Here is a 22383-nt window from a genome sequence, read left to right as displayed (position 1 = left end):
CTGGTCCACGGAAATCTTTGGCTGCTGGAAATTGGTGGGAAATGTCTTTTCATCAATTTGGAAGTAAAGGAGGAAGTTAAGTGAATCCCATTTGCAAACTGCTCAATATAAGCTATCCAATCATTCAGGGAGGAATGGGCAATATCAGTAATGCACCACTTGCAGCAGCAGTTTCAGATGCCGGTGGACTGGGAATGATTGGCTGTGGAACAATGACACCGGATGAAGTTGAAAAAATAATTATTGAAACAAAGGGACTTACGAATAAACCATTTGGAATCAATATTGCTATTAATGTGACAGCCCATGTTGATCAATTAATAAAACTGGTAATTAAACATCAAATCCCTGCAGTTTCATTATCTGCTGGAAATCCTGCAAATTATATTCCAATTCTCCATGATAATAATGTAAAGGTGCTTACCGTTGTTGCTTCTGTCAAGCATGCAAAAAAAGCGGAGATTGCCGGTGCAGATATTATTGTAGCGGAAGGATTTGAAGCGGCAGGCATTAATTCCGGTCTGGAATTGACTACGTTTACATTGGTTCCTCAAATTTCTAACCATGTCACTATACCCATCCTTGCTGCCGGTGGCATTGGTGACGGAAAAGGCCTGGCAGCGGCTTTAATGCTTGGGGCAAGTGGTGTTCAGCTTGGAACTATTCTGATTGCAACAAAGGAATCACCTTTTCATGATGTCTATAAACAGCAGTTAATTGAATCGGATGGAACTGGAACTGCTATCGTTGGCAGATCCTTAGGAAGAACCAGACGTATCCTGAACACACCGTATGCAAAAAAGCTTGAAGCGCTTGAGAACAGTGGTATAACGCTGGAACAATATAGTTCATTTACTTCTGAGGCTCACCACCGAATAGGAGCGCTCAATGGAGACCTTGAGAATGGCTTCATGAATGCCGGGCAAGTGATAGGACTAATCACACGTATAGCCAGTGTGAAAGAAGTCATCGAAGGAATGGTCCATGATGCAAATAAACAAATGAACCGTAAAATGGATTTATTAAATGGAAATTCAAATGTAACCCATTCATAGGCTAGTTGTTAGGGTTTTTGTAATAGATATACTTTTCTAAATATATTGACTACATTATACCCCAATGCTAAAATGACGAATAAATATGGGCATAAAACATCATTTAAATGTAAGCGCTTTACTATCGGTCGAGTTTGTCTTGAAATTCACTTTTGATCGACTATAAATACTATACATACAGTGAAAATAGAATTTTAGTAAGGCTGTATGATCAATTAAATTTCAAACAATATAAATGAATAGACAGGAAACAGGTAAATACTCCCAAAAAGTTATTCGGAAAAACTTTGGAGGAAAAGGAAGATGTTATTCCTGAGTAGATCTCTTTCATATCAAAATTTCACCTTTTTAGGAGGATTTTTATGGGATTAGTTAAAGAGTCATCGATCACTGATGATTTTGCTTTGCTTGATAAAATGTCAGAACATGAACAAGTGGTATTTTGTAATGATCCTTCCACCGGACTGCAAGCAATCATTGCAATACATAACACAACACTTGGCCCTGCACTTGGTGGATGCCGGATGGAAGCATATCAGAGTCTTGATGAAGCGCTTGAAGATGTGCTTCGCCTGTCAAAAGGAATGACGTATAAATGTGCTGCAGCTGATGTCGACTTTGGTGGTGGAAAAGCAGTTATTATCGGGGATCCCAATACAGATAAAACCCCTGAGCTTTTTCGCAGTTTTGGCCAATTTGTCGATTCACTTGGTGGACGTTTTTATACAGGAACAGACATGGGGACAACGATGGATGATTTTGTGCATGCAATGCGGGAAACGACTAACATTGTTGGTATTCCTGAAGCCTATGGGGGTGGCGGTGACTCTTCTATTCCTACATCCAAGGGTATTTTGTATGGAATAATGGCTACAAATAAAATGCTTTTTGGAAATGATGATTTAAACCAAGCAACATATGCTGTACAAGGTCTTGGCAAGGTAGGTTTCAAAGTTGCTGAAGGTCTTTTGCAGGCAGGAGCGAAAATTTATGTGACAGATATTGATGAGGAAAATGTAGCTGAAATCCTGGAAAAGGCTAAAGAAACATCTGGATCTGCTCACCCCGTTTCAAGTGAAGGGATCTATTCACAGAATGTTGATATATTTGTACCATGTGCATTTGGTGGTGTTATTAATGATCGTACAATTGAAGAACTAAATGTAAAAGCGATAGCTGGTTCAGCAAACAATCAATTACTATCAGAACAGCATGGGGTGGAGCTGGCTGAAAAAGGTATCCTTTATGCCCCTGATTACATTATTAATTCAGGTGGACTTATCCAGGTTGCAGATGAATTATATGGTGCAAATAAAGAAAGAGTCCTAATAAAAACAAAGGAAATTTACAATGTACTTCTGAATGTGTATCGACAAGCAAAGCTCAAGCAACAATCAACAATGGAAGCAGCAAATCACATATGTGAAAACGTGTTGGAAAACAGAAAACGGAGAAACAGCTTTTATACTCGTTCCACCAAGCCTAAATGGGATATTCGTAATTAATAGGGAGGGAAGCTGATGGAAGCTAACTATCCAATAAAAACAATCATCGATGATCAAGGAGATTTTATCGATGATTTGTACAAGGATCAAATTGACGAGCAACTTGTGGAAAATATGTATTACCATATGTACCGGATTAGGACATTTGATAAAAAAGCAATCAGTCTCCAGCGGCAGGGACGGATTGGAACATACCCGCCATTTGGAGGGCAGGAAGCAGCCCAGGTTGGCAGTGCACTCGCACTTGGGGAGAATGACTGGATTTTTCCAACGTACCGTGATCATGGAGCAACACTGACCTATGGTGCTGACATGACAAGCATGTTCCTTTATTGGAACGGCCGGGTGGAAGGATGTATCCCGCCAGAAGGAAAAAACATATTCCCTGCAGCGGTACCAATAGCAACCCAGATTCCGCATGCGGTTGGAGCATCCTGGGCAGAGAAAAGGAAGGGAACAGACCGGATTGCAGTTGCCTATTTTGGGGATGGTGCAACATCCGAAGGTGATTTCCATGAAGGTCTTAATTTTGCAAGTGTGTTTAAAACACCAACAGTCTTTTTTAATCAAAATAACGGTTATGCCATTTCTGTGCCGATAGAAAAGCAAATGAACTCTGAAACAATTGCACAAAAGGCTGTCGCCTATGGAATGAGAAGTGTCCGTATCGATGGTAATGATTGTTTTGCCGTTTACTTTGAGACGAAAAAGGCAGTCGATTTAGCACGTGCAGGGAAAGGACCTACGTTAATTGAAGCTGTTACCTGGCGAACAGGTGCACATACGACAGCAGATGACCCAACTAAATACCGTCCGGCTGATAAGGGTAAGGATATTGTTGAGCCATTGAGCCGCCTGGAGCAATTCATGAAAAAGAATGGCTTCTGGAAAGAGGGGAAAATATCTGAAATGCAGGCTCAATTGAAAGAAGAGGTTGATGCAGCGGTTGATGCAATGGAAAATTATCCGGAAGCTAATGTGGAAGACTTGTTCGATCATGTATTTGCCGAGTTACCTGAGGAGCTTGTTAAGCAAAAGGAAACTTATCTTGAGCTGCTGGAGGAATACTAGAGTGGAGGTTTTATAGACTTGCAATGTGGACATTTTTAAATGCTCATTTCGTGAGTTTTGTTGTTTTAATCCTCGCAGTGGATATAAAGTGCAGCGTAAACTGCTATAAGTATTTGCTATAATCACCGTTCGGGATCGCTCCGGGCGGATGCTTTCCGCGGGCACGGCCTTAGCCTCCTCGAGAAAATCACTCTGCGGGGTCTTCGGACACGTGCTATTCCCGCAGGACAAGGAAATCTGCGACAGCGTTACATCGCACGAAGAAAATGGATCTGTATTTTCGAGGAGTCACCGCCCTTCGCTCACCCGAACTGGTTAGGTGGTTCGATGTTTTGAATATTGATTACTAATGCAGTTCATTAGCAGTAACCGGAATACCAGCGGAAGAAATACACGGAGACTCCAGCGGGAGGATAGGCCTAGGTGAGACCCCACAGTGCGTAGCACGAGGAGGCTCACCAGCCGCCCGCGGAAAGCGTAGTGTGTTTCTGGAGCGCTGAATTAGCACTCATCTTCTAAAGGGTGGGAGGAAGTCACACTAAAGTTACGTTATCTTTTATATCTTTTATGGCAAAACAACAGATCTTTTTGGTGGGGTGAGTAATCGCAGTCCCAATCTTTTAGAAAACAGTCTTTCAAAAATATGTAAGGGGGGATTATCTTGGCGGTAGAGTTGAGAAGGAAGACACGGCAAAATATAACAGCAAAAAACCTGACCATGATTCAAGCGATTAATGATGGAATGAAAACAATGCTGGAATTGGACGATACGACGTTAGTTTTGGGTGAGGATGTTGGGAAAAACGGTGGTGTTTTCAGGGCAACAGAAGGACTTTATGAAGAATTTGGTGAAGACAGGGTTGTTGATACACCGCTTTCGGAATCAGGTATTATTGGAACGTCAGTTGGTCTTGCTGTAAATGGCTTCAAACCAATTGCTGAGATTCAATTTATGGGATTCATTTATCCGGCATATAATCAAATAATGACACATGTATCCAGAATCCGCATGAAAACAAGAGGACATTTTTCAGTGCCAATGGTTATTAGAGCACCATATGGAGCGGGAATAAGAGCACCTGAAGTGCATTCGGACAGCACGGAAGCACTATTCACTCATATGCCCGGCTTGAAGGTTGTATGTCCATCCTCGCCTTATAATGCAAAAGGATTACTAATTTCAGCTATTGAAGATCCTGATCCTGTACTATTTCTGGAACCGATGCGTAATTATCGTGCAACACGTGAAGAAGTTCCTGCTCAAAAATATACAGTAGAAATTGGAAAAGGAAGAAAATTACATGAAGGGGAAGAAGTCAGTATCATCGCATGGGGAGCGATGATTCCGGTTGCAGAGGAGGCCAGGGAGCAAGCAGAACAAAAAGGAATTTCCTGTGATCTCATTGATTTACAGACATTATATCCACTGGATCGGGAAATGATTTCTGAATCTGTAAAAAAAACGGGAAGAGCGGTCATTGTTCATGAAGCACAAGCAACAGGCGGACTTGGAGAGACAATTGTTTCCACCATTAATGATACATCATTCCTGTATTTACGAGCACCGATTGAGCGTGTCACAGGTTTTGATGTACCGGTACCATTTTTTGCACTGGAAGATTATTTTCTCCCAACTGCTAAACGTGTTTTGAAAAGTATTGAAAAGGCTTTTAATTTCTAGGGGGTGCTAGCATGTTGGAAGTAAAACTGCATGATATCGGGGAGGGAATGACAGAAGGAGAAATCATCCATTATTTGATCAAAGAAGGGGATAATGTCACAGCTGACCAGCCGCTTGTTGAAGTACAGACAGATAAAATGGTTGCTGAACTCCCCTCTCCCGGAACTGGAAAGATAAAAGAAATAGTTGTTAATACAGGTGAGACAGTTCAAGTTGGAACAACCCTCCTTTACATTGAGGCAGAAGGAAATAATAAGATAAAAAAGCTGACCACTCAAGCGAAAGAGGGTAATGCTCCAATGATAACTGTAACGAATCAAAAAGAAGTCCAAAAATCACCTGTCCGTTTGATTAATCGTATTTTAGCAACACCATACACACGAAAAATTGCACGTGACAACAATATTAATATCGAAGACGTTCAAGCGTCCGATCCTTCAGGAAGAGTAACAGAGGATGATGTATACCGGTTTATAAAAGTCCGACAAAAACCGATAAAATCAACTGCTGTATCCCAATCAAAAAATACTGCAAAAGAAGAAATGAACAAACCCACTCAAACTACACATCCAGATGAAATTCCATTTCGTGGTATCCGAAAACAAATTGCGAAGAACATGACGAAGTCTTTATTTACGATTCCACATGTCACTCATTTTGATGAGGTTGATATGACGAATTTATTCAAGCTTCGTGAAGAATTAAAGGCTGATAATATGTACGTTTCTGTTCCAGCCTTTCTCGTTAAGGCACTTGTCATTGCATTAAAAGATTTTCCGGTATTCAATGCAGAGCTGGACGAAGAAAACGAAAAAATCCTTTTGAAAAAAGACTATCATATTGGCATGGCAACAGATACGGAAGATGGTTTGATGGTTCCTGTTGTGCATGAAGCAGACAAAAAAACAATTCAAACAATCCACAAAGAGATCAAGCACCTAACCACGAAGGCAAAAAATAGTGACTTAAAGCCGGCAGATATACAAAAAAGTACATTTACAGTTAGTAATGTAGGTCCACTTGGGAGCACAGGGGCAACGCCAATTATTAACTACCCGGAAACAGCACTAATCGCTTTTCATAAAACGAAGAAAATGCCTGTTGTGAATGAAAATGATGATATTGTTATCAGACAAATCATGACACTTTCCCTATCCTTTGATCATCGTGTTGCAGATGGTGCAACTGCTGTTATGTTTACGAACCGTTTTTCCAAATTGATCGAACAACCTTATAAATTAATGCTGGAGATGATGTAAATGGTTGTAGGTGAAATTAGCCAGGAAAGGGATCTTGTTATTATTGGTGGTGGCCCTGGTGGTTACAGTGCTGCCATACGAGCTGCACAGCTGGGCATTCAGGTTACATTGATCGAGCAGGGGAACTTGGGAGGTGTCTGTTTAAACAAAGGCTGTATTCCATCAAAGATTTGGACATATGCAGCAAAGAAACGTTCTGAAATACAGCATATGGAAGAACTTGGCATAGAATCCTCAGGTGAGGGGTTTCATGTGGGAAAATTGCTTGATTATCAAACAAAGGTAACCAAGCAACTTCGAATGGGTGTTGAAAAACTATGTAGTGAAAATCAGGTGGAAGTGATTAAGGGGAAAGCCACGTTTACGAGAAGTGATCGTATTGGTGTAGAAAATGGTCATCAATTTGACACATACACATTTAAACAAGCAATTATTGCAACAGGAAGTTTTGCAGAATTACAGGCGAACATTCCTCGTGAAAGTAATCGGATTTTACTATCGGATGAAATTTTTAAGCTGGCAAAAATACCGGATCATCTTATCGTCTATGGCAATGATTATATTGCATTTGAAATTGCATCCACCTACAGGGAATTCGGATCAAAGGTTACTTTGCTGCTTGAGAATGAAAGGGATTTCCCTTATGATTCTGCCATCAACAAGGAACTAACCCGTCAATTTAAAAAGAAAAAGATTCAAATCATCAAGAATGCTCAACTTAACTCCGTAAAGGAAATGAATGATAGCATTATTACTATAACTTATGAAAAAGATGATGATACTGAGCATCTATTGGAAGGTACACATCTATTCACACCTGGTATAAGAAAACCAAATGTTCAATCATTGGGTATTAATCGATTAGGAGTAAAACAAAATGAAGAAGGTTTTATTACTGTAAATAAAAACCTGCAGACAACGATACCTTCCATCTACGCAATTGGGGATGTGGTAAAAGGGCCTATGCTTGCCGTAAAAGCAATCAAGCAGGGAAAAGTGACTGCAGAGTTGATTGCAGGTGGTAAACCTGAAGTTGATTTAACCTTTCTGCCAGCTGTTGCCCATACAATTCCACCGATTGCTTCTGTTGGATTAACGGAAGAAGAAGCAGTGGAACATGATTTAGATATCCGTATTAGTCAATTTCCGTTCGGAAGTAATGGTTATGCTATGATCTCGGGTAAAAAGGATGGTTTTATTAAAGTTATTTCGGATAAAAGTAATGACATTATTCTGGGCATTCACATGATTGGCGAGGGGGCAATTGAGCTTTCCGCCAGTTTTGCTCAATTACTGGAAATGGCTGCAAAGGAGGAGGACGTGAAGTTTCCTTTATATGCTCACCCAAGTATGAATGAAGGATTACTGGAAGCAGTGGAAGGATTAATTGGTGAATCAATACACATGGTACCAAAAAGAAAAGATGAGCGAGTTTCTCACGTATTCACATGAAATTAGGATAACAATTGAAAATTTTTGATAAAATATTTATCTAATTATTCAGATGAGTACTTGACTAATTAGCTGGATATGTTATAATTTCTCAAATTTCAAAAAGTTTAAAAGGGAGGAATACGTTATGAAGAAATGGCTATTAATGGTAATCGCAGTACTGACAATATTTGTACTAGCTGCTTGTGGTTCAAATGATTCATCCGATGCTCAGGAGCCTGATGACAGTGGTGAAAAAGCAGAAGATACAGAAGAGGAAACTTATCAGGTTGGAGCAACCCAGATTTTGGAACATCCCTCACTTGATGCAGCATACGAAGGTTTCAAGGCTGCGATAGATGAGGCTGGATTAAAAGTGGAATATGACTTTCAAAGTGCACAAAACGATCAGAATAATGTAAGTACAATCAGCAATAAATTTGTTGCAGATGGCGTTGATTTGATTTTTGCAAATTCAACACCCAGTGCTCTAGGTGCATTACAAGCTACCAGTGAGATTCCAATCCTGTTTACATCGGTAACAGATCCGATTGGTGCTGGTTTGGTGGAAGCTATGGATAAACCCGGAGAAAATATAACGGGTGTAACGGATCTTCATCCGGACGCAATCAAGGAAACAGTTGGGTTCATCGATAAAAATTTTGAAGGTGCTTCTGTAGGCTTGATTTATAATGCAGGTGAACAAAATTCTGTTTCACAGATTGATACAGTCAAAGAAGCTGCTGAAGGAACTTCCATCAGTTTTGTTGAGCGTACAGTTGCTAATTCTGCAGAGGTTCAGCAAGCTGCAGTAACAATAGTAAGTGAAGTGGATGTAATCTACATTGTAACTGATAATACAGTTGTATCTGCATTGGAAACAGTTGTTGGAGTTGCAAATGAACAGGATATTCCATTGATTGTCGGGGAGCCCGATTCAGTAGCATTAGGTGGATTTGCAACATATGGAATTGACTACTATACAATCGGTTACCGGACAGGTGAAATGGCTGTTGAAATTTTAACAGGTGAAAAATCACCAAAGGACATTCCAGCTGAATACCCGCCGAAAATCGAATTATTCATTAATAAGCAAGCTGCTGAGGAACAGGGTATCGAGTGGCAGAGCGAATGGGATGAAGCAAAATTAGTAGAGCAAGATTAGGATAATTTAGAGAATTATATATTGTTTGACATAAGGCAGACGGTTGTCTGTCTTATTATTCCTATTATTAATCGGGATAAAAGCCTGATTTTCGTTTTTAAATTAGGCTGTTTTCACATAGATTGGGACTACGCACTGCTCATCCCACCAAAAGGCTTGTTGTTATCTGATTCGTAGTCGATGTAAAATGCGACATAGTGAAAATTCATTTGCAAACGTTGGTTGAGAGCAGGGATTCGCTACGAAAACACATTTCGCTTTTCCGCGGGCGGCTGGTGAGCCTCCTCGTGCTCCGCACTGCGGGGTCTCACCGATGCCTTTCCTCCCGCAGGAGTCTTCATGTGTTTCCTCCGCTGGACTTCCGGTTACTGCCGATGACCTACATTAGTAATCAATATTCAAAATATCGAACTACCTCACCAGTCCGGGTGAGCGTAGGGCGGTGACTCCTGCGGGAACAGCACGTGTCCGAAGACCCCACAGAGTGGTTTTCTCGAGGAGACTAAGGCCGTGCCCGCGGAAAGCATCCGCCCGCAGCGATCCCGGACGGCGGCAATAGCACATGTTATTGGAATCAATCTCGATTTACGTCGCAGTCTATAGAAACTATGAAAGTTAATAAAGCGACAATATTTTGATGGGGCGAACGAGGTGCAGTCCCAAAGTTTTGAAAAGGGCCTTTACTAAAGATTTGTTGCGACAAGGAGGAAAATATGCTTTTATCATTATTTAATGCAGTAGAACTGGGTATTATTTATGCAATCATGGCTTTAGGGGTCTACCTATCCTTTCGCATTTTGGATTTTCCCGATTTAACTGTTGATGGTAGTTTTGTAACAGGGGCTGCAGTCGCAGCAATTTTAATTATGAATGGTGTATCTCCCATAACGGCAAGCTTTTTGGCGGCACTGGCCGGATTCCTTGCAGGCTGTGTCACGGGTATACTTCATACGAAAGGGAAAATTAATGCCCTGCTGGCAGGGATTCTCATGATGATTGCTCTATACTCTATTAATCTAAGAATCATGGGACAACCTACTTTATCCCTTTTAAATGAATCAACCATTTTTAAGCAGCTTGAATCAATTTGGGAAGCAACAGGAATTGATGCAGCATTGAATGGCATGTTAACATTCTTTGGCGCGGACCGTCTTCCACCTACCTGGAGTGTTGTTATTGTTATGATTCTGGTAACACTGGCTATCAAACTACTGACAGATTATTTGTTAAAAACAGAGGTTGGCCTTGCACTACGGGCTACAGGTGATAATCAGGTGATGATCCGGAGCCTTTCTGCAAATACAGATTTTTTAATAATTGTCGGCATCGGTTTTTCAAACGCACTTGTAGCTTTTTCGGGAGGTCTGATTGCCCAACATGGGGGATTCGCAGATGTAAATATGGGAATTGGAATGATTATAATTGGTCTGGCTTCCGTTATAATAGGCGAAGCATTATTTGGGGTCAAAACCATCGCCATAGCTACATTAGCTGTAGTTGGTGGTGCAATCATTTACCGAATTGTTGTAGCTATGGCGCTACGGGTTGAATTTTTGGAAACGGGCGATATGAAAATGATAACTGCATTGCTTGTAATTATTGCTTTGGTTGCCCCAAAACTATTGCAGGCAAGAAAAGAGAAAAAGCGTAGGCTGGAAAAACGTGCCAGGCTGAACCAAGAAAAGGTGGGAGAGGTGTAGCTATTGCTTAAAATGAAGAATATATCCATTACATTCAATGAAGGTACCCCGGATGAAAAAATAGCATTGAGAGATACCGATTTGGAACTGGGAAAAGGGGAATTTGTTACGGTAATTGGAAGTAATGGGGCAGGAAAATCCACACTAATGAATGTTGTATCTGGGAATCTTATACCCGATATTGGTGATGTGTTTATAAATGACAAGCAGGTTGTTCACTTGCCTGAATACAATCGCTCAGCATTTATCGGCCGTGTTTTTCAGGATCCAATGGCAGGTACAGCACCATCCATGACTATTGAGGAAAATCTGGCGATGGCATATGCCCGTAACAAAAAAAGAAAGCTTAAACCAGGTGTTACGAAACAAAGAAAGGAATTGTTCAGGGAATTCTTAGCGACTCTGAATTTAGGTCTGGAAGATCGTTTGAACGCTAAAGTTGGTTTTCTTTCCGGTGGTGAACGCCAAGCACTCTCATTATTAATGGCTACTTTTACAGAACCGAATATTTTACTGCTTGATGAGCATACAGCAGCACTTGATCCTTCCCGTGCGGAGTTAATCACCAAGCTCACTGGTGACGTCATTCGTAAATTTGATTTAACGACATTAATGGTTACGCACAACATGCAACAAGCACTCGATCTGGGAAATCGACTGATCATGATGGATAAAGGTCAAATCATTCTAGATATAGATGGAGAAGAAAAACAGAAGCTGACAATAGAAGATCTGTTAAAAGAATTTCAACGTATACGTGGAACACAATTTGAAAATGATCGTGCTGTGTTGGGGTGAGCTTAGCTGCAATATTACTAAGGAATAGAAGTAATCGCTTGATCTTTCCAGGTTGAGCGATTACTTCTTTTGGCGTTATTATAATCACTTCCAGTAATGTTGTTCAGCTGGATAATGTTTTGGTTTCTTTATTTGTAAACAATTCAATAAAACGACCTGCACTTTTTGAAAGATAACGATCTTTTAACCATATAAGGGAGGATTCCGAAATTATCGTTACACCTTCTAATTTCAGTACTTTGATATTTTGCTGGTGCAGCCTTGTAATAGCAGATTCCGGTACGATTGTTGCACCAATTTCTTCATTTACCAGCCCTATAATCATATCTACGTCAGGGCATTCACAAACGATGTTTGGTTTTAATCCACTATTTTCAAATTGATCCATAATAAGCTCATATTGTCCGATACCACTAATTCGATGAAGAAGCAGTAAAGGCATTTTGGCCAGTTCCTTCAAAGATATGTAATCTTCTTTTTTGTGGGAAATCCAGCTTTCAGGAACTATCGCCACATATTTTTCATTTGGCAGAGGATAAAATGAAAATGGCTTCAATTCAAGTGGCAGGCGAACAATTGCCAAATCAATGTTACGGTTATGCAGTTGTTCAGTAAGTCTGAATGTATCTCCTTCTCTTAATTCAATGGAAACGTTTGGGTACAGATCCCGAAAAAGTTTTAAGCGTTTAGGCAAAAGTGAAAAACATGATTTGACACATCCAATGGAAAGCTTTCCTTTTATGCCTTTTCCCGTTTCTTTTACCTCGGTTTTCGTCTCATCCAAAAAGTGGAGTAGTCGTTCCGTTTTTCTGTACAATATCAATCCCGCTTCTGTAAGTTCCATTTTTCTCCCATTTCTATCAAACAATTTCACACCTAAATTATCTTCAAGCGATTTCAGGGACTGACTTAACGGAGGTTGGGCCATATGAAGTTCTTTGGCAGCACGGGTTATTTGCCCTGTTTTTGCAATGGTATAGAAATAACGCAACTGTCTTATATCCATAGGTTTCTTCCTCCTATATATTTTACATATACAAAAGCAAATAAATAAATGATTTACATATTGTATTATAACATAGCAACTATATGAATAGTTAAAATAGTCAAAAACCATTTCAATTATTTTAGGCCAACAATTTCGTGTTTTTAGCAATATTTTATTTGAATTCAAATGACGCATAGGTGTTTGCCCTAAATTAAGTATATCTATTTCATATAGCTGGACAACAAAATAAATATTATTCATATAACTACGGTGATGATAGTATAAAGATAATACACATAATTCTAAAAATTATAAAAGGGAGAAGGTAATATGTCCGTGTATGAAGAAATTAAACAGCGCTTACGTGGTGTGTCCATCGTCCCGGTAATTACGCCATTTAATGAAAATGGTTCCATTGATTTTACAACACTTGAAAATTTAATCGACTGGCAAATTAAAAGTGGAAGTCATGCGATTTCTGTTTGTGGTACAAGTGGCGAGCCAAGCTCACTGACGATTGAAGAGCGTGTCAGTGTAATGGAAGCAGCGATGAAGGCGATTGATGGCAGGGTACCTTTTCTGCCAGGAACAGGGTCAACAAATCATGATGAAACGATGTATCTGACCAAAAAAGCAGTAGAAATTGGGGCAGATGCTGCAATGGTCATTGTTCCATATTATAACAAACCAAATCAAGGAGCACTTTACAAGCATTATAAAACAGTTGCTGATTCTGTGGATCTACCGATTATTGTTTACAACATTCCAGGTAGAACAGCTGTAAATCTTGAAGTGGATACATTAGCAAAATTAAGCAAAGATTGTCCAAATATTATTGGTGTTAAGGAATCAAACAAAGACTTTGAACATGTTAATCGCGTTTTACTTAACTGCGGCAGAGACTTCCTATTATTTTCCGGTATTGAGTTATTGTGTTACCCGATGCTAGCAATTGGAGGGGCTGGATCGATCAGCGCAACAGCAAATGTTGTCCCTGACAAGGTAGCTGAAATGCACAATGCATGGAATAAAGGGGATTTAAAACGTGCGCAGGATTTACATTATGAATTGATGCCACTTAATGATGTGTTATTTAAAGATACAAATCCGGCCCCGGTGAAAGCAGCATTAGGTATACTTGGCAAGATCAGCCCTACATTACGGATGCCAATGGATATACCGTCAAAAGAGCTAAAGGCTGAAATAAAGAATGTCCTGAAAAATTATGCCGATATAAATGAAAGCGTTACGAATAAGTAATGTAAAGAAATAAAACTTTTTACTAAAAGCTGTAAGGCTTACCAAAAAGGAGTGAATCATTCGAATGACTGCAAAGCAACTCGATAAAGAGCAACTGGTAAACGACCTGGAAACGAAGGATATTTCTCTCTATATCAATGGAGAATTCATTGATGCAGAATCTGGCAAGCGATTCGAAAATTTAAATCCATTTACAAATGAAGTGATTAACCATGTTGCAGAAGGTGACAAAGCTGATATTAATAAAGCAGTTGATGCTGCGAAAAGAGCGTTTAAAGGGCCATGGGGCAAGATGAAGGCAGCAGATCGATTGGAACTGATCGGGAAAATTGCAGATGTGATCGATGAACATGTGGATGAAATTGCACTGCTTGAATCTTATGATACAGGATTACCGTTAAGTCAAACTAAAAAAATGGCAGGCCGTGCTGCGAAAAACTTTCGATTTTATGCAGAAATGGTTGCAAGCAGAATGGTCGGTGAAGCATATCAGGTTGATGATGAATTTATTAATTATACGATTCATAAACCACTTGGTGTAGCAGGTTTAATTACACCATGGAATGCGCCATTCATGCTTGAAACATGGAAAATTGCCCCTGCACTGGCAACAGGAAATACAGTTGTTTTAAAACCCGCAGAATGGTCTCCGTTAACTGCTAGTAAACTTGCGGAGCTAATTGATTCAGTCGGGCTTCCTGAAGGAGTCTTCAATGTCGTGCACGGTTTTGGTGAAACAGCAGGAGCATCCCTTGTTGCACACAAAGATGTCAAATTAATTTCATTTACAGGGGAAACAAAGACTGGTTCGGAAATTAACAAAAATGGCGCAGATACATTAAAACGGGTTTCCATGGAACTGGGAGGAAAATCACCAATTATTGTTTTTGAAGATGCTGATTTTGAACGTGCGCTTGATGCCTGTACATGGGGGATCTTCTCGTTTAATGGGGAGCGGTGTACAGCAAATTCACGCCTGTTTTTACAGGAAAACATTTACGAAGAATTTGTGGAAGCTTTAAAGGAACGGGTGGATAACATCATTGTTGGGGATCCAATGGATGAAAGTACTGAAGTGGGGCCGCTAATTCATACAACACATTTTAATCATGTAAAGCGTTACCTGGAAATTGCCAAAGAAGAGGGTGCAACGCTTTATAGCGGGGAAGTGCCAAGGGAGTTTGAACAAGGCAATTTTGTAGCACCAACAATTATTTTAAACGTTACAAATGATAAAACTGTTGCACAGGAGGAAGTATTTGGTCCTGTTCTAACGGTGATGAAATTTAAGGATGAGGATGAAGTTATCGAGTTAGCTAATGATGTTATTTATGGTCTTGCCGGATATGTATGGACAAAAGATATTCAGCGGGCCCACCGTGTTGCGCAAGCGGTTGATTCCGGAATGCTATGGATTAATTCGCAAAATGTTCGGGATTTAAGGATTCCATTCGGTGGTTCCAAATCAAGTGGAATTGGCAGAGAAGGTGGTCATTATGCGTTTGATTTTTATACGGAAACACAAGTAATCCATGTAGCACTCAAAGACCATCATATTCCACAATTCGGGAAGAAAAAGGATTAAATAAAGGAGGTTATCAAATGCCAGCTAAAACAGGCAAACAATATATAGACCGCTTAAAGAAGGCAAATAATAATGTCTACATTCATGGGGAACGGGTGGGAGACGTGACAACACATCCAGCATTTAAAAATATCATTGGATCTATGGCGAAGTTGTATGATATTCAATATGAAAAACCGGATAAAATGCTTTATACCAGTCCGACGACAGGGAACAAAGTTGGTAAAACATTTATGGTTCCAAAAACCATCGAAGATTTAATTGCGAGACGTGAAGCCATGATGGAGTGGCAGGAGTTTACAAATGGATTAATGGGCCGTTCCCCGGATTATCTCAATGCTGACGTGATGGCAATGGGGGAAGCCAGTGCGTTTTTTGCAGAAGGAGATCCGATGTTTGCTGATAATGCAAAGAAATATGCTGAATATGCACGGGAAAATGATGTCAGTTTAACCCATACACTAATCCATCCACAGGTTAACCGTGCAAAAATCCAGGCTGAACAAAAGGATGCAAATGTTGCCCTTCATCTTGTGAAGAAAACAGATGAAGGAATTATTGTTGACGGGATCAGACTGTTGGCAACGCAAGGCGGCATAACAGATGAGATTCTTGTATTTCCATCAACTGTTAAAAAATCCGGTGAGTTGGATGATCCTTATTCACTGGCATTTGCATTGCCAAATAATACCCCAGGGCTCAAATTCCTATCACGGGAATCATTTGATTATGGGAAAAATAAATATGATCATCCACTTGGCTCAACATTTGAAGAAGGTGATACAATTGTCGCTTTTGATCATGTACTTGTACCTTGGGATCGCGTATTTGTTTGTGGGAATTCGTCTATTTGCAATCGGGCATTTGCCGAAACGAATGCTGTTGCCCATATGTCCCATCAGGTTATTGCAAAAGATGTTGCCAAAACAGAATTTTTGCTTGGTGTTGTGCTTACACTGATGGACTCCATTGGCATCGATGGTTTTCAGCATGTCAAAGATAAGGGAACGGAAATTATGCTGACATTGGAAGCGATGAAATCCCACCTGTTTCGTGCAGAATATAATGCGAAGGTTGATAAATGGGGAATGATGACACCTGACTTTGAAGCGCTTGATGCGGCCCGTAACTGGTACCCACGTGTTTATCCGCGGATGGCGGAAATTTTACGAATCCTTGGTGCATCAGGATTGATGGGAATTCCTTCTTATGATGACTTTAATCACGAAGAAATCGGTCCAATTCTGCATAGGGCAATGCAAGGTAAAAATGTGGAAGGGTATGAACGTGTTCAGATTTTCCGGTTAGCATGGGATTTAACAATGAGTGCATTCGGTAGCCGACAGACACATTATGAATACTACTTCTTTGGCGATCCGGTCAAAATGGGAATGGCTTATTTTGATAAGTACGATAAGGATCCATATAAAGAGAGAGTTCGCGATTTTCTTAATGGTTTAAATGTTGCGAAACCAGGCCTTGTGAAGGCATAGGGAGGGGGGATCCTGGTGCATGATTTTAATATAACAAGGGCAGCTCGTGCAGTTGTCAGGGTGACCGATTTAAATACAGCCAGGAATTTTTATGTTAATGGATTAGGGTTCATTGAAACAGAATCAGATGAAAATCATATCTATTTAAGAGGGCTGGAAGAACGGGGGCATCATAGTTATGTTCTTAAAAAAGCTGAACAGCCGGGTGTTGAGGTTATTAGCTATAAAGTAGAACAGGATCGGGATTTGGATAGCTTGGCAGCATTATTTGAGGGAAAGGGAATGAAGCTAAAGTGGTTTGCAAAAGGAAGCCAGCAAGCACTTGGTCGTGCTTTTCGTGTACAGGATATTTCCGGTATTCCTGTTGAATTCTTCTGCAGTATGGATACGGTCGAACGCCTGCTGCAGCGTTATGATTTATATAGGGGTGCCAGAATGCAACGGATCGATCATTTTAATTGTATGGTACCGGATGTGCAAAATGCGTATGATTTCTATCGTAATGAACTTGGTTATGCCTGCTCGGAATATACTATGACAAAGAATAATGACATTTGGGCGGCATGGCTTCACCGCAAGCCTGCCGTTCACGATATTGCGTTTATGAATGGCAAAGGCCCAAGGCTTCATCATGTAGGATTTTGGTTAAGTGACCCGATGAGTGTGATTCATACATGTGACGTACTTGCATCATTGGGGTATGCAAAGAGTATTGAAAGAGGACCTGGCCGTCATGGGTTATCCAATGCCTTTTTCCTTTATTTACGTGACCCTGATGGTAACCGTATTGAATTGTATACAGGGGATTATTTTACAGGCGATGCTGATTTTGAACCTATACGTTGGGATTTGGATGACCCACAGCGTGCGACATTTTGGGGACATGAGCCGCCCGACAGCTGGTTCAATGAGGCCATGCCTTTTGTTGATTTCAATACAGGTAAACCTGTTGTTGTTCAGGAAGCAAAGCTGGAACAAAGAAAGCCAGATTTTATTGTATAGATTCTAGCTAAATTATTGGAAAGGAGAATTATTTTGGATGATAGATTTTTTCGAAGTGCAATGGGGAAGTTTGCGACTGGTGTGACGGTAATTACAACAAAAGTTGGAACCGAAGTCCGTGGAATGACTGCTAATGCCTTCATGTCTGTATCAATGGATCCCAAGTTAATTACTGTTTCAATTGATAATAATGCAAATATGCTGAAGAAAATTAAAAAGTCTGGAAAGTTTGCTGTCAATGTTCTTTCTGATCAACAGCAAGCTATTTCGATGCATTTTGCGGGACAGAAGATAGCAAAAAAAGAAATAAATTTTGATTTTAAAAATGAAATTCCTGTCATAAAAAATGCCTTAGCTTCCATTGTCTGTGATGTGGATCGAACCTATGTTGTTGGTGACCACACCTTAATTATAGGGAAAGTGCTGGAGCTTGATATGAAGGATGGCGATCCATTAACATTTTATGGCGGAAAATATGGCAGCTATCAAGCTACCGGAATGTATTTGAATAATGCTTTATAAATAAGCATTAAAATAAGCTTTATGGGCCAGTAAAGTACTGGTCTGTTTTTCTTTTATAGCCCATTTTGGCAGTTAAGAAAGTATAACTACTTTCTTACTGCATAAGTGCAAGCTATGAGCATACGCCTAACCTAAAGCGTATGCCAAGTTTTCTAAAAAATGAAAGGAGTGTCCTGATGATTAGTGTGAAGCTAAAATTAAAGGGAATGCAGCAATTTATGCGCGGTACTGTGGATTTTAAGGAAGGTATAGTGGGTATCAATGGTGATCAAATAACTGTGGATAAGCTTCCTTTTGATATTCCATTATCAGGAACCGTTTATGGAACCATATTAAACTACAAAGGTGCATATGAAACTTTGAAAACTTCGATGCACAAGGAGCCATACAAAGAACCCCCAAAAGCGCCAATTTTATATATTAAGCCAGCTAATACTTTAATTAGTTCTGATGCAGTGATTCCACTGCCGGAGGATATCTCTGAACTGGAAATGGGTGCAGCTTTAGGGGTAGTAATTGGTACACAGGCTACAAAGATTGCCGAAGATGAGGCATTTGACTATGTATTTGGATACACGGTTGTTAATGATGTGAGTATTCCACATGAGAGTGTCTATCGCCCGGCAGTGAAGGAAAAAGCTCGTGATGGTTTTTGCCCGGCGGGTCCATGGATAATTGAACGTGAAGCTGTGAAAAACCCGGATGAGCTGAATATCTATGTATATATTAATGGTCAACTAAAACAGGAAAATAACACAAGTAATCTCATACGGCCAATTGGTAAACTACTAGCAGATGTCACTGCATTTATGACACTTTACGAGGGAGACACGCTACTTGTCGGTATTCCGGAGAATGCACCACTGGCGAGTGTTAATGATCATGTTCAAATTGAGATAGAAGGTGTTGGGAAATTACAAAATACGATCAAAAGCGAGAAGAATTTGCTGGGAGGGCTGTAGAATGAAACATGCCAGAGTTGTTTATAATGGCTCCATCCATCATGCTATTGAAAAGAAAGGCAATATGCAATTGAATGATGGTCAAATTGTAAAGGAGAATGAAGTAATATGGCTCCCACCAGTAGGACCCCGTACCGTTTTTACGTTGGGTCTAAATTATGTCGACCATGCAAAAGAGTTAGATTTTAATGTGCCAAAAGAACCTTTAGTTTTTTTAAAAGGGCCAAATACATTTACTGGTCACCTTAGTAAGACATATCGCCCCAGTGATGTTTCTTTTATGCATTATGAGTGTGAATTAGCAGTGGTAATCGGTGATACTGCAAGGAATGTGAGGAAGGAAGAAGCGTATGACTATGTAGCTGGTTATACGGTTGCGAATGATTATGTGATGCGTGACTACCTGGAAAATTATTATCGCCCCAATCTCCGGGCGAAGAACCGTGATGCCTGTACACCACTAGGACCCTGGCTGGTAGATGCTCAGGACATAAGTGATCCGATGAATCTGACATTGCGGACGTATGTTAATGGTGCAGTAACACAGGAGGGTACTACTGCTGACATGATTTTAGGTGTACCAGAATTAATAGAATACTTAACTAGCTTCATGACATTAAGTGCAGGAGATATTATTCTTACCGGTACTCCCAAAGGGTCTGTTGATACAAAGGTTGGAGATGAAGTTGTAACTGAAATTGAAGGAATTGGCAGGCTTGTTAATACCATTATAGGTGAGGATACATTGACTAAGACCAAATAAGGTGGGGGAGAATATATGCCGCATTTTTACATTGAATATACGAATAATCTTAAGACGGAAGCAGATATTCCACAATTACTTCAAACAGTAAACGAAGTGTTTCGTTCCCATAATCATATAATTCCAGTTGCAGGCTTACGGATTAGAGCTATTGAGCTGACTGATTATCTCATAGCAGATGGTTCAGCAGATGATGCGTTTGTCCATGCGACCCTGAAGCTTGGAAAAGGACGTTCGGAAAAAGATAAAAAGAATCTTTCTGATGATCTGTTTAAAAGGATGGAAAATCATTTTGCAGACTTGTTTGTAAAACGCTATTTAGCACTTTCCATGGAAGTCTATGAATTTAGCAATCCTACTTATAAGAAAAATAATATTCATACAAGGTTTGAGAGTTGAAAACCTCAAGTGTTGCTGAATTATAAATATATTCAACTAAGCATGCGATACTTTATAAAGGTATCGCCATTTTTTTGCTATCGAATAGCAGAGAGAGGTTGTGTAGCAGGCTGTTTTTTCGCATAGTTGGGACTGGATGTTCATCCCACCGGAGTGATTTGGAACTGCGATTACTCGCCCCACCAAAAAACTTGTTGTTATCTGCCCCGTAGTTGATGGGAAATGCGACGTAACTTTAGTGTGATTTCCTCCCACCTTCTAGAAGGTGAGTGCTAATTCAGCGCTCCAGAAACACATTTCGCTTTCCGCGGGCGGCTGGTGAGCCTCCTCGTGCTTCGCACTGTGGGGTCTCACCTATGCCTTTCCTCCCGCAGGAGTCTTCAATGTGTTTCCTCCGCTAAAATTGTGTTTTAACTTTTTGAAAAATTCTTGTTTAATTCAACAAATGATTGTACATTTGTGGCAGTTGTTTGGAGCTGCGGACCGTTGACTCCTGCGGGAATAGCACGTGTCTGAAGACTCCGCAGAGTGGGTTTCTCGAGGAGGCTGAAGCCGTGCCCGCGGAAAGCAACGGTCCGCAGCGGAAAACGACCTAGCGCTTAAGTCTTTTATAGAAACTAAGAAGGTTAAATAATAACAGTATTTTGTGGGGCGAACGAAGTGCAGTCCCAAAGTTTACGAAATGTGCCTTGTAGAAAAGAAAAGTCAGGGCTGGCTAATATTAACATGGAAATGAAACTTTCTTAATCTCTTAATCGTAAATGTATATAGAAGCAGTATTAATTAACAAGGGGGAAATACATATGTATAAAGATCTGAATGGTCAACTTGTTCAAATAAAGGGGAAAATGAGCAAGAAGAAAAAATGGGAGACACAATTGACAGATTACAGAGTTGAATTATCAGGAATAGAGGATACGATTACTGAACTCGAGGGCCAGCTTACTGAAGAAATGAAGGATGTTAAGAAGCTGGAAGGCATTGGGTTAACCAGCTTATTTCAAACATTTTTTGGAGAAAAAGAAGAAAAGTTGCGAAAGGAAAAGCAGGAAGTAGTGGGTGTTCAACTGCAACTGAAAGAAGCCGGTAAAACAAAAAAGGAAATCAATGAATCTATAATGGAACTGGAAAACAAATTACAAGATGTGGTGACTATTGAAAGTGAATATCAAAATATATTAGCCGTAAAAGAAGAAATGATTCATGCAAGCAATTCTGCATCTGCCCGTGAATTATACGATTTAAGTGAAAAAGAAGGGGACATACAGGCATATATTACAGAACTGAATGAAGCTATAAATGCAGGGGAAACTGTCAAATATGCGCTTGCCAATGCTGTAACTTCACTTGAAAGTGCTTCAGGATGGGGAACCTTCGATATGTTTGGTGGTGGGATGATCTCAGGTGCAATCAAACACAGTCATATTGATGAAGCTACAGCATATATCCATCAGGCCCAGACTAAAATGCGAAGCTTCCAGAAAGAATTGCTAGATGTTAATGAGACTGCTCAATTGCATGTAGATATTTCCGGATTACTGAAATTTGCCGACTTTTTCTTTGATGGCATATTGTCCGACTGGATGGTTCAAGGAAGGATTCAGGATTCATTGGAACAAGCCAGAAGTCAACAATCCAACATCGGTCGGATAACGAGTAATTTAAATGTGGAAACAGGAAAAAAAGAAGCCGATTTAGCAGCACTGGAAATAGAGAGAAATGCATTGATTGAGAGGTTTTAAAG

Annotated in this window: 19 protein-coding genes; 18 read left to right on the top strand and 1 reads right to left on the bottom strand. The window is 40.1% G+C overall.

Annotated features, from left to right (window positions below):
* Positions 1 to 80 precede the first annotated feature (80 nt).
* From CIL05_RS14870 to CIL05_RS14830, 9 genes are all read left to right on the top strand, one after another.
* A complete protein-coding gene (locus CIL05_RS14870; RefSeq protein WP_095656339.1) occupies positions 81 to 1055 on the top strand; it encodes an NAD(P)H-dependent flavin oxidoreductase in 975 nt (324 codons plus the stop codon).
* A 362-nt stretch (positions 1056 to 1417) separates the two neighbouring features.
* Positions 1418 to 2560: a Leu/Phe/Val dehydrogenase gene (locus tag CIL05_RS14865; RefSeq protein WP_095656338.1), complete on the top strand. Its 1143-nt coding sequence runs from the start codon at positions 1418 to 1420 to the stop codon at positions 2558 to 2560.
* 15 nt (positions 2561 to 2575) lie between these two features.
* Positions 2576 to 3631 carry a pyruvate dehydrogenase (acetyl-transferring) E1 component subunit alpha gene (pdhA, locus tag CIL05_RS14860; protein ID WP_095656337.1) on the top strand — a complete coding sequence of 352 codons (1056 nt, stop codon included), beginning with the start codon at positions 2576 to 2578 and terminating at the stop codon, positions 3629 to 3631.
* 718 nt (positions 3632 to 4349) lie between these two features.
* The gene (locus tag CIL05_RS14855) at positions 4350 to 5312 is read left to right on the top strand and encodes an alpha-ketoacid dehydrogenase subunit beta (protein ID WP_095656364.1); all 963 of its coding nucleotides are present in this window, start codon (positions 4350 to 4352) and stop codon (positions 5310 to 5312) included.
* An 11-nt stretch (positions 5313 to 5323) separates the two neighbouring features.
* Complete coding sequence (locus CIL05_RS14850; RefSeq protein WP_095656336.1) at positions 5324 to 6571, top strand: dihydrolipoamide acetyltransferase family protein; 1248 nt, start codon at positions 5324 to 5326, stop codon at positions 6569 to 6571.
* Positions 6572 to 8023 (top strand): dihydrolipoyl dehydrogenase, encoded by a 1452-nt coding sequence (gene lpdA, locus CIL05_RS14845; RefSeq protein ID WP_095656335.1) that lies wholly within the window; start codon positions 6572 to 6574, stop codon positions 8021 to 8023.
* 127 nt (positions 8024 to 8150) lie between these two features.
* Positions 8151 to 9167 carry an ABC transporter substrate-binding protein gene (locus tag CIL05_RS14840; protein WP_095656334.1) on the top strand — a complete coding sequence of 339 codons (1017 nt, stop codon included), beginning with the start codon at positions 8151 to 8153 and terminating at the stop codon, positions 9165 to 9167.
* 713 nt (positions 9168 to 9880) lie between these two features.
* Positions 9881 to 10867 carry an ABC transporter permease gene (locus CIL05_RS14835; RefSeq protein WP_095656333.1) on the top strand — a complete coding sequence of 329 codons (987 nt, stop codon included), beginning with the start codon at positions 9881 to 9883 and terminating at the stop codon, positions 10865 to 10867.
* A 12-nt stretch (positions 10868 to 10879) separates the two neighbouring features.
* Entirely contained in the window at positions 10880 to 11665 is a 786-nt protein-coding gene (locus CIL05_RS14830) for an ABC transporter ATP-binding protein (protein WP_439144843.1), read from the top strand.
* Positions 11666 to 11768: 103 nt separating this feature from the next.
* Here CIL05_RS14830 and CIL05_RS14825 read toward each other — a convergent pair whose 3' ends face one another.
* Positions 11769 to 12671: a LysR family transcriptional regulator gene (locus CIL05_RS14825; RefSeq protein ID WP_095656331.1), complete on the bottom strand. Its 903-nt coding sequence runs from the start codon at positions 12669 to 12671 to the stop codon at positions 11769 to 11771.
* A 312-nt stretch (positions 12672 to 12983) separates the two neighbouring features.
* Here CIL05_RS14825 and hpaI point away from each other — a divergent pair, with 312 nt between their 5' ends.
* The 9 genes from hpaI (at position 12984) to CIL05_RS14780 (ending at position 22381) form a co-directional block, all read left to right on the top strand.
* Positions 12984 to 13913, top strand: coding sequence for a 2,4-dihydroxyhept-2-ene-1,7-dioic acid aldolase (hpaI, locus tag CIL05_RS14820; RefSeq protein ID WP_095656330.1), 930 nt, complete (start codon positions 12984 to 12986; stop codon positions 13911 to 13913).
* Between the two features lie 64 nt (positions 13914 to 13977).
* Positions 13978 to 15498: a 5-carboxymethyl-2-hydroxymuconate semialdehyde dehydrogenase gene (hpaE, locus tag CIL05_RS14815; RefSeq protein ID WP_095656329.1), complete on the top strand. Its 1521-nt coding sequence runs from the start codon at positions 13978 to 13980 to the stop codon at positions 15496 to 15498.
* Between the two features lie 17 nt (positions 15499 to 15515).
* Positions 15516 to 16991, top strand: a complete 1476-nt coding sequence (gene hpaB, locus CIL05_RS14810) for a 4-hydroxyphenylacetate 3-monooxygenase, oxygenase component (RefSeq protein WP_095656328.1) — start codon at positions 15516 to 15518, stop codon at positions 16989 to 16991.
* A gap of 15 nt (positions 16992 to 17006) precedes the next feature.
* The gene (hpaD, locus tag CIL05_RS14805; RefSeq protein WP_095656327.1) at positions 17007 to 17993 is read left to right on the top strand and encodes a 3,4-dihydroxyphenylacetate 2,3-dioxygenase; all 987 of its coding nucleotides are present in this window, start codon (positions 17007 to 17009) and stop codon (positions 17991 to 17993) included.
* A gap of 33 nt (positions 17994 to 18026) precedes the next feature.
* The gene (locus CIL05_RS14800; RefSeq protein WP_206207786.1) at positions 18027 to 18515 is read left to right on the top strand and encodes a flavin reductase family protein; all 489 of its coding nucleotides are present in this window, start codon (positions 18027 to 18029) and stop codon (positions 18513 to 18515) included.
* Between the two features lie 176 nt (positions 18516 to 18691).
* On the top strand, positions 18692 to 19477 hold the full coding sequence (locus CIL05_RS14795) for a fumarylacetoacetate hydrolase family protein (protein WP_095656326.1): 786 nt from the start codon (positions 18692 to 18694) through the stop codon (positions 19475 to 19477).
* 1 nt (position 19478) lies between these two features.
* Positions 19479 to 20240: a fumarylacetoacetate hydrolase family protein gene (locus CIL05_RS14790; protein ID WP_095656325.1), complete on the top strand. Its 762-nt coding sequence runs from the start codon at positions 19479 to 19481 to the stop codon at positions 20238 to 20240.
* A gap of 15 nt (positions 20241 to 20255) precedes the next feature.
* Positions 20256 to 20639 carry a 5-carboxymethyl-2-hydroxymuconate Delta-isomerase gene (locus tag CIL05_RS14785; protein ID WP_095656324.1) on the top strand — a complete coding sequence of 128 codons (384 nt, stop codon included), beginning with the start codon at positions 20256 to 20258 and terminating at the stop codon, positions 20637 to 20639.
* An 803-nt stretch (positions 20640 to 21442) separates the two neighbouring features.
* Positions 21443 to 22381 (top strand): hypothetical protein, encoded by a 939-nt coding sequence (locus tag CIL05_RS14780; protein WP_095656323.1) that lies wholly within the window; start codon positions 21443 to 21445, stop codon positions 22379 to 22381.
* The last annotated feature ends 2 nt before the right edge of the window (positions 22382 to 22383 follow it).

Origin of the sequence: Virgibacillus profundi (assembly GCF_002287375.1) — a bacterium.
In the GTDB taxonomy this organism is placed as follows: domain Bacteria; phylum Bacillota; class Bacilli; order Bacillales; family Amphibacillaceae; genus Virgibacillus_K; species Virgibacillus_K profundi.
Note: the sequence above shows the minus strand (reverse complement) of the source record. Positions and strands in the feature narration are given on the sequence as shown.

Coding starts and splice junctions, on each gene's coding strand:
- CIL05_RS14865 (WP_095656338.1), top strand. CDS start 1,418: ATGGGATTAGTTAAAGAGTCATCGATCACTGATGATTTTGCTTTGCTT.
- pdhA (WP_095656337.1), top strand. CDS start 2,576: ATGGAAGCTAACTATCCAATAAAAACAATCATCGATGATCAAGGAGAT.
- CIL05_RS14855 (WP_095656364.1), top strand. CDS start 4,350: ATGATTCAAGCGATTAATGATGGAATGAAAACAATGCTGGAATTGGAC.
- CIL05_RS14850 (WP_095656336.1), top strand. CDS start 5,324: ATGTTGGAAGTAAAACTGCATGATATCGGGGAGGGAATGACAGAAGGA.
- lpdA (WP_095656335.1), top strand. CDS start 6,572: ATGGTTGTAGGTGAAATTAGCCAGGAAAGGGATCTTGTTATTATTGGT.
- CIL05_RS14840 (WP_095656334.1), top strand. CDS start 8,151: ATGAAGAAATGGCTATTAATGGTAATCGCAGTACTGACAATATTTGTA.
- CIL05_RS14835 (WP_095656333.1), top strand. CDS start 9,881: ATGCTTTTATCATTATTTAATGCAGTAGAACTGGGTATTATTTATGCA.
- CIL05_RS14830 (WP_439144843.1), top strand. CDS start 10,880: ATGAAGAATATATCCATTACATTCAATGAAGGTACCCCGGATGAAAAA.
- CIL05_RS14825 (WP_095656331.1), bottom strand. CDS start 12,671: ATGGATATAAGACAGTTGCGTTATTTCTATACCATTGCAAAAACAGGG.
- hpaI (WP_095656330.1), top strand. CDS start 12,984: ATGTCCGTGTATGAAGAAATTAAACAGCGCTTACGTGGTGTGTCCATC.
- hpaE (WP_095656329.1), top strand. CDS start 13,978: ATGACTGCAAAGCAACTCGATAAAGAGCAACTGGTAAACGACCTGGAA.
- hpaB (WP_095656328.1), top strand. CDS start 15,516: ATGCCAGCTAAAACAGGCAAACAATATATAGACCGCTTAAAGAAGGCA.
- CIL05_RS14795 (WP_095656326.1), top strand. CDS start 18,692: ATGATTAGTGTGAAGCTAAAATTAAAGGGAATGCAGCAATTTATGCGC.
- CIL05_RS14790 (WP_095656325.1), top strand. CDS start 19,479: ATGAAACATGCCAGAGTTGTTTATAATGGCTCCATCCATCATGCTATT.
- CIL05_RS14785 (WP_095656324.1), top strand. CDS start 20,256: ATGCCGCATTTTTACATTGAATATACGAATAATCTTAAGACGGAAGCA.
- CIL05_RS14780 (WP_095656323.1), top strand. CDS start 21,443: ATGTATAAAGATCTGAATGGTCAACTTGTTCAAATAAAGGGGAAAATG.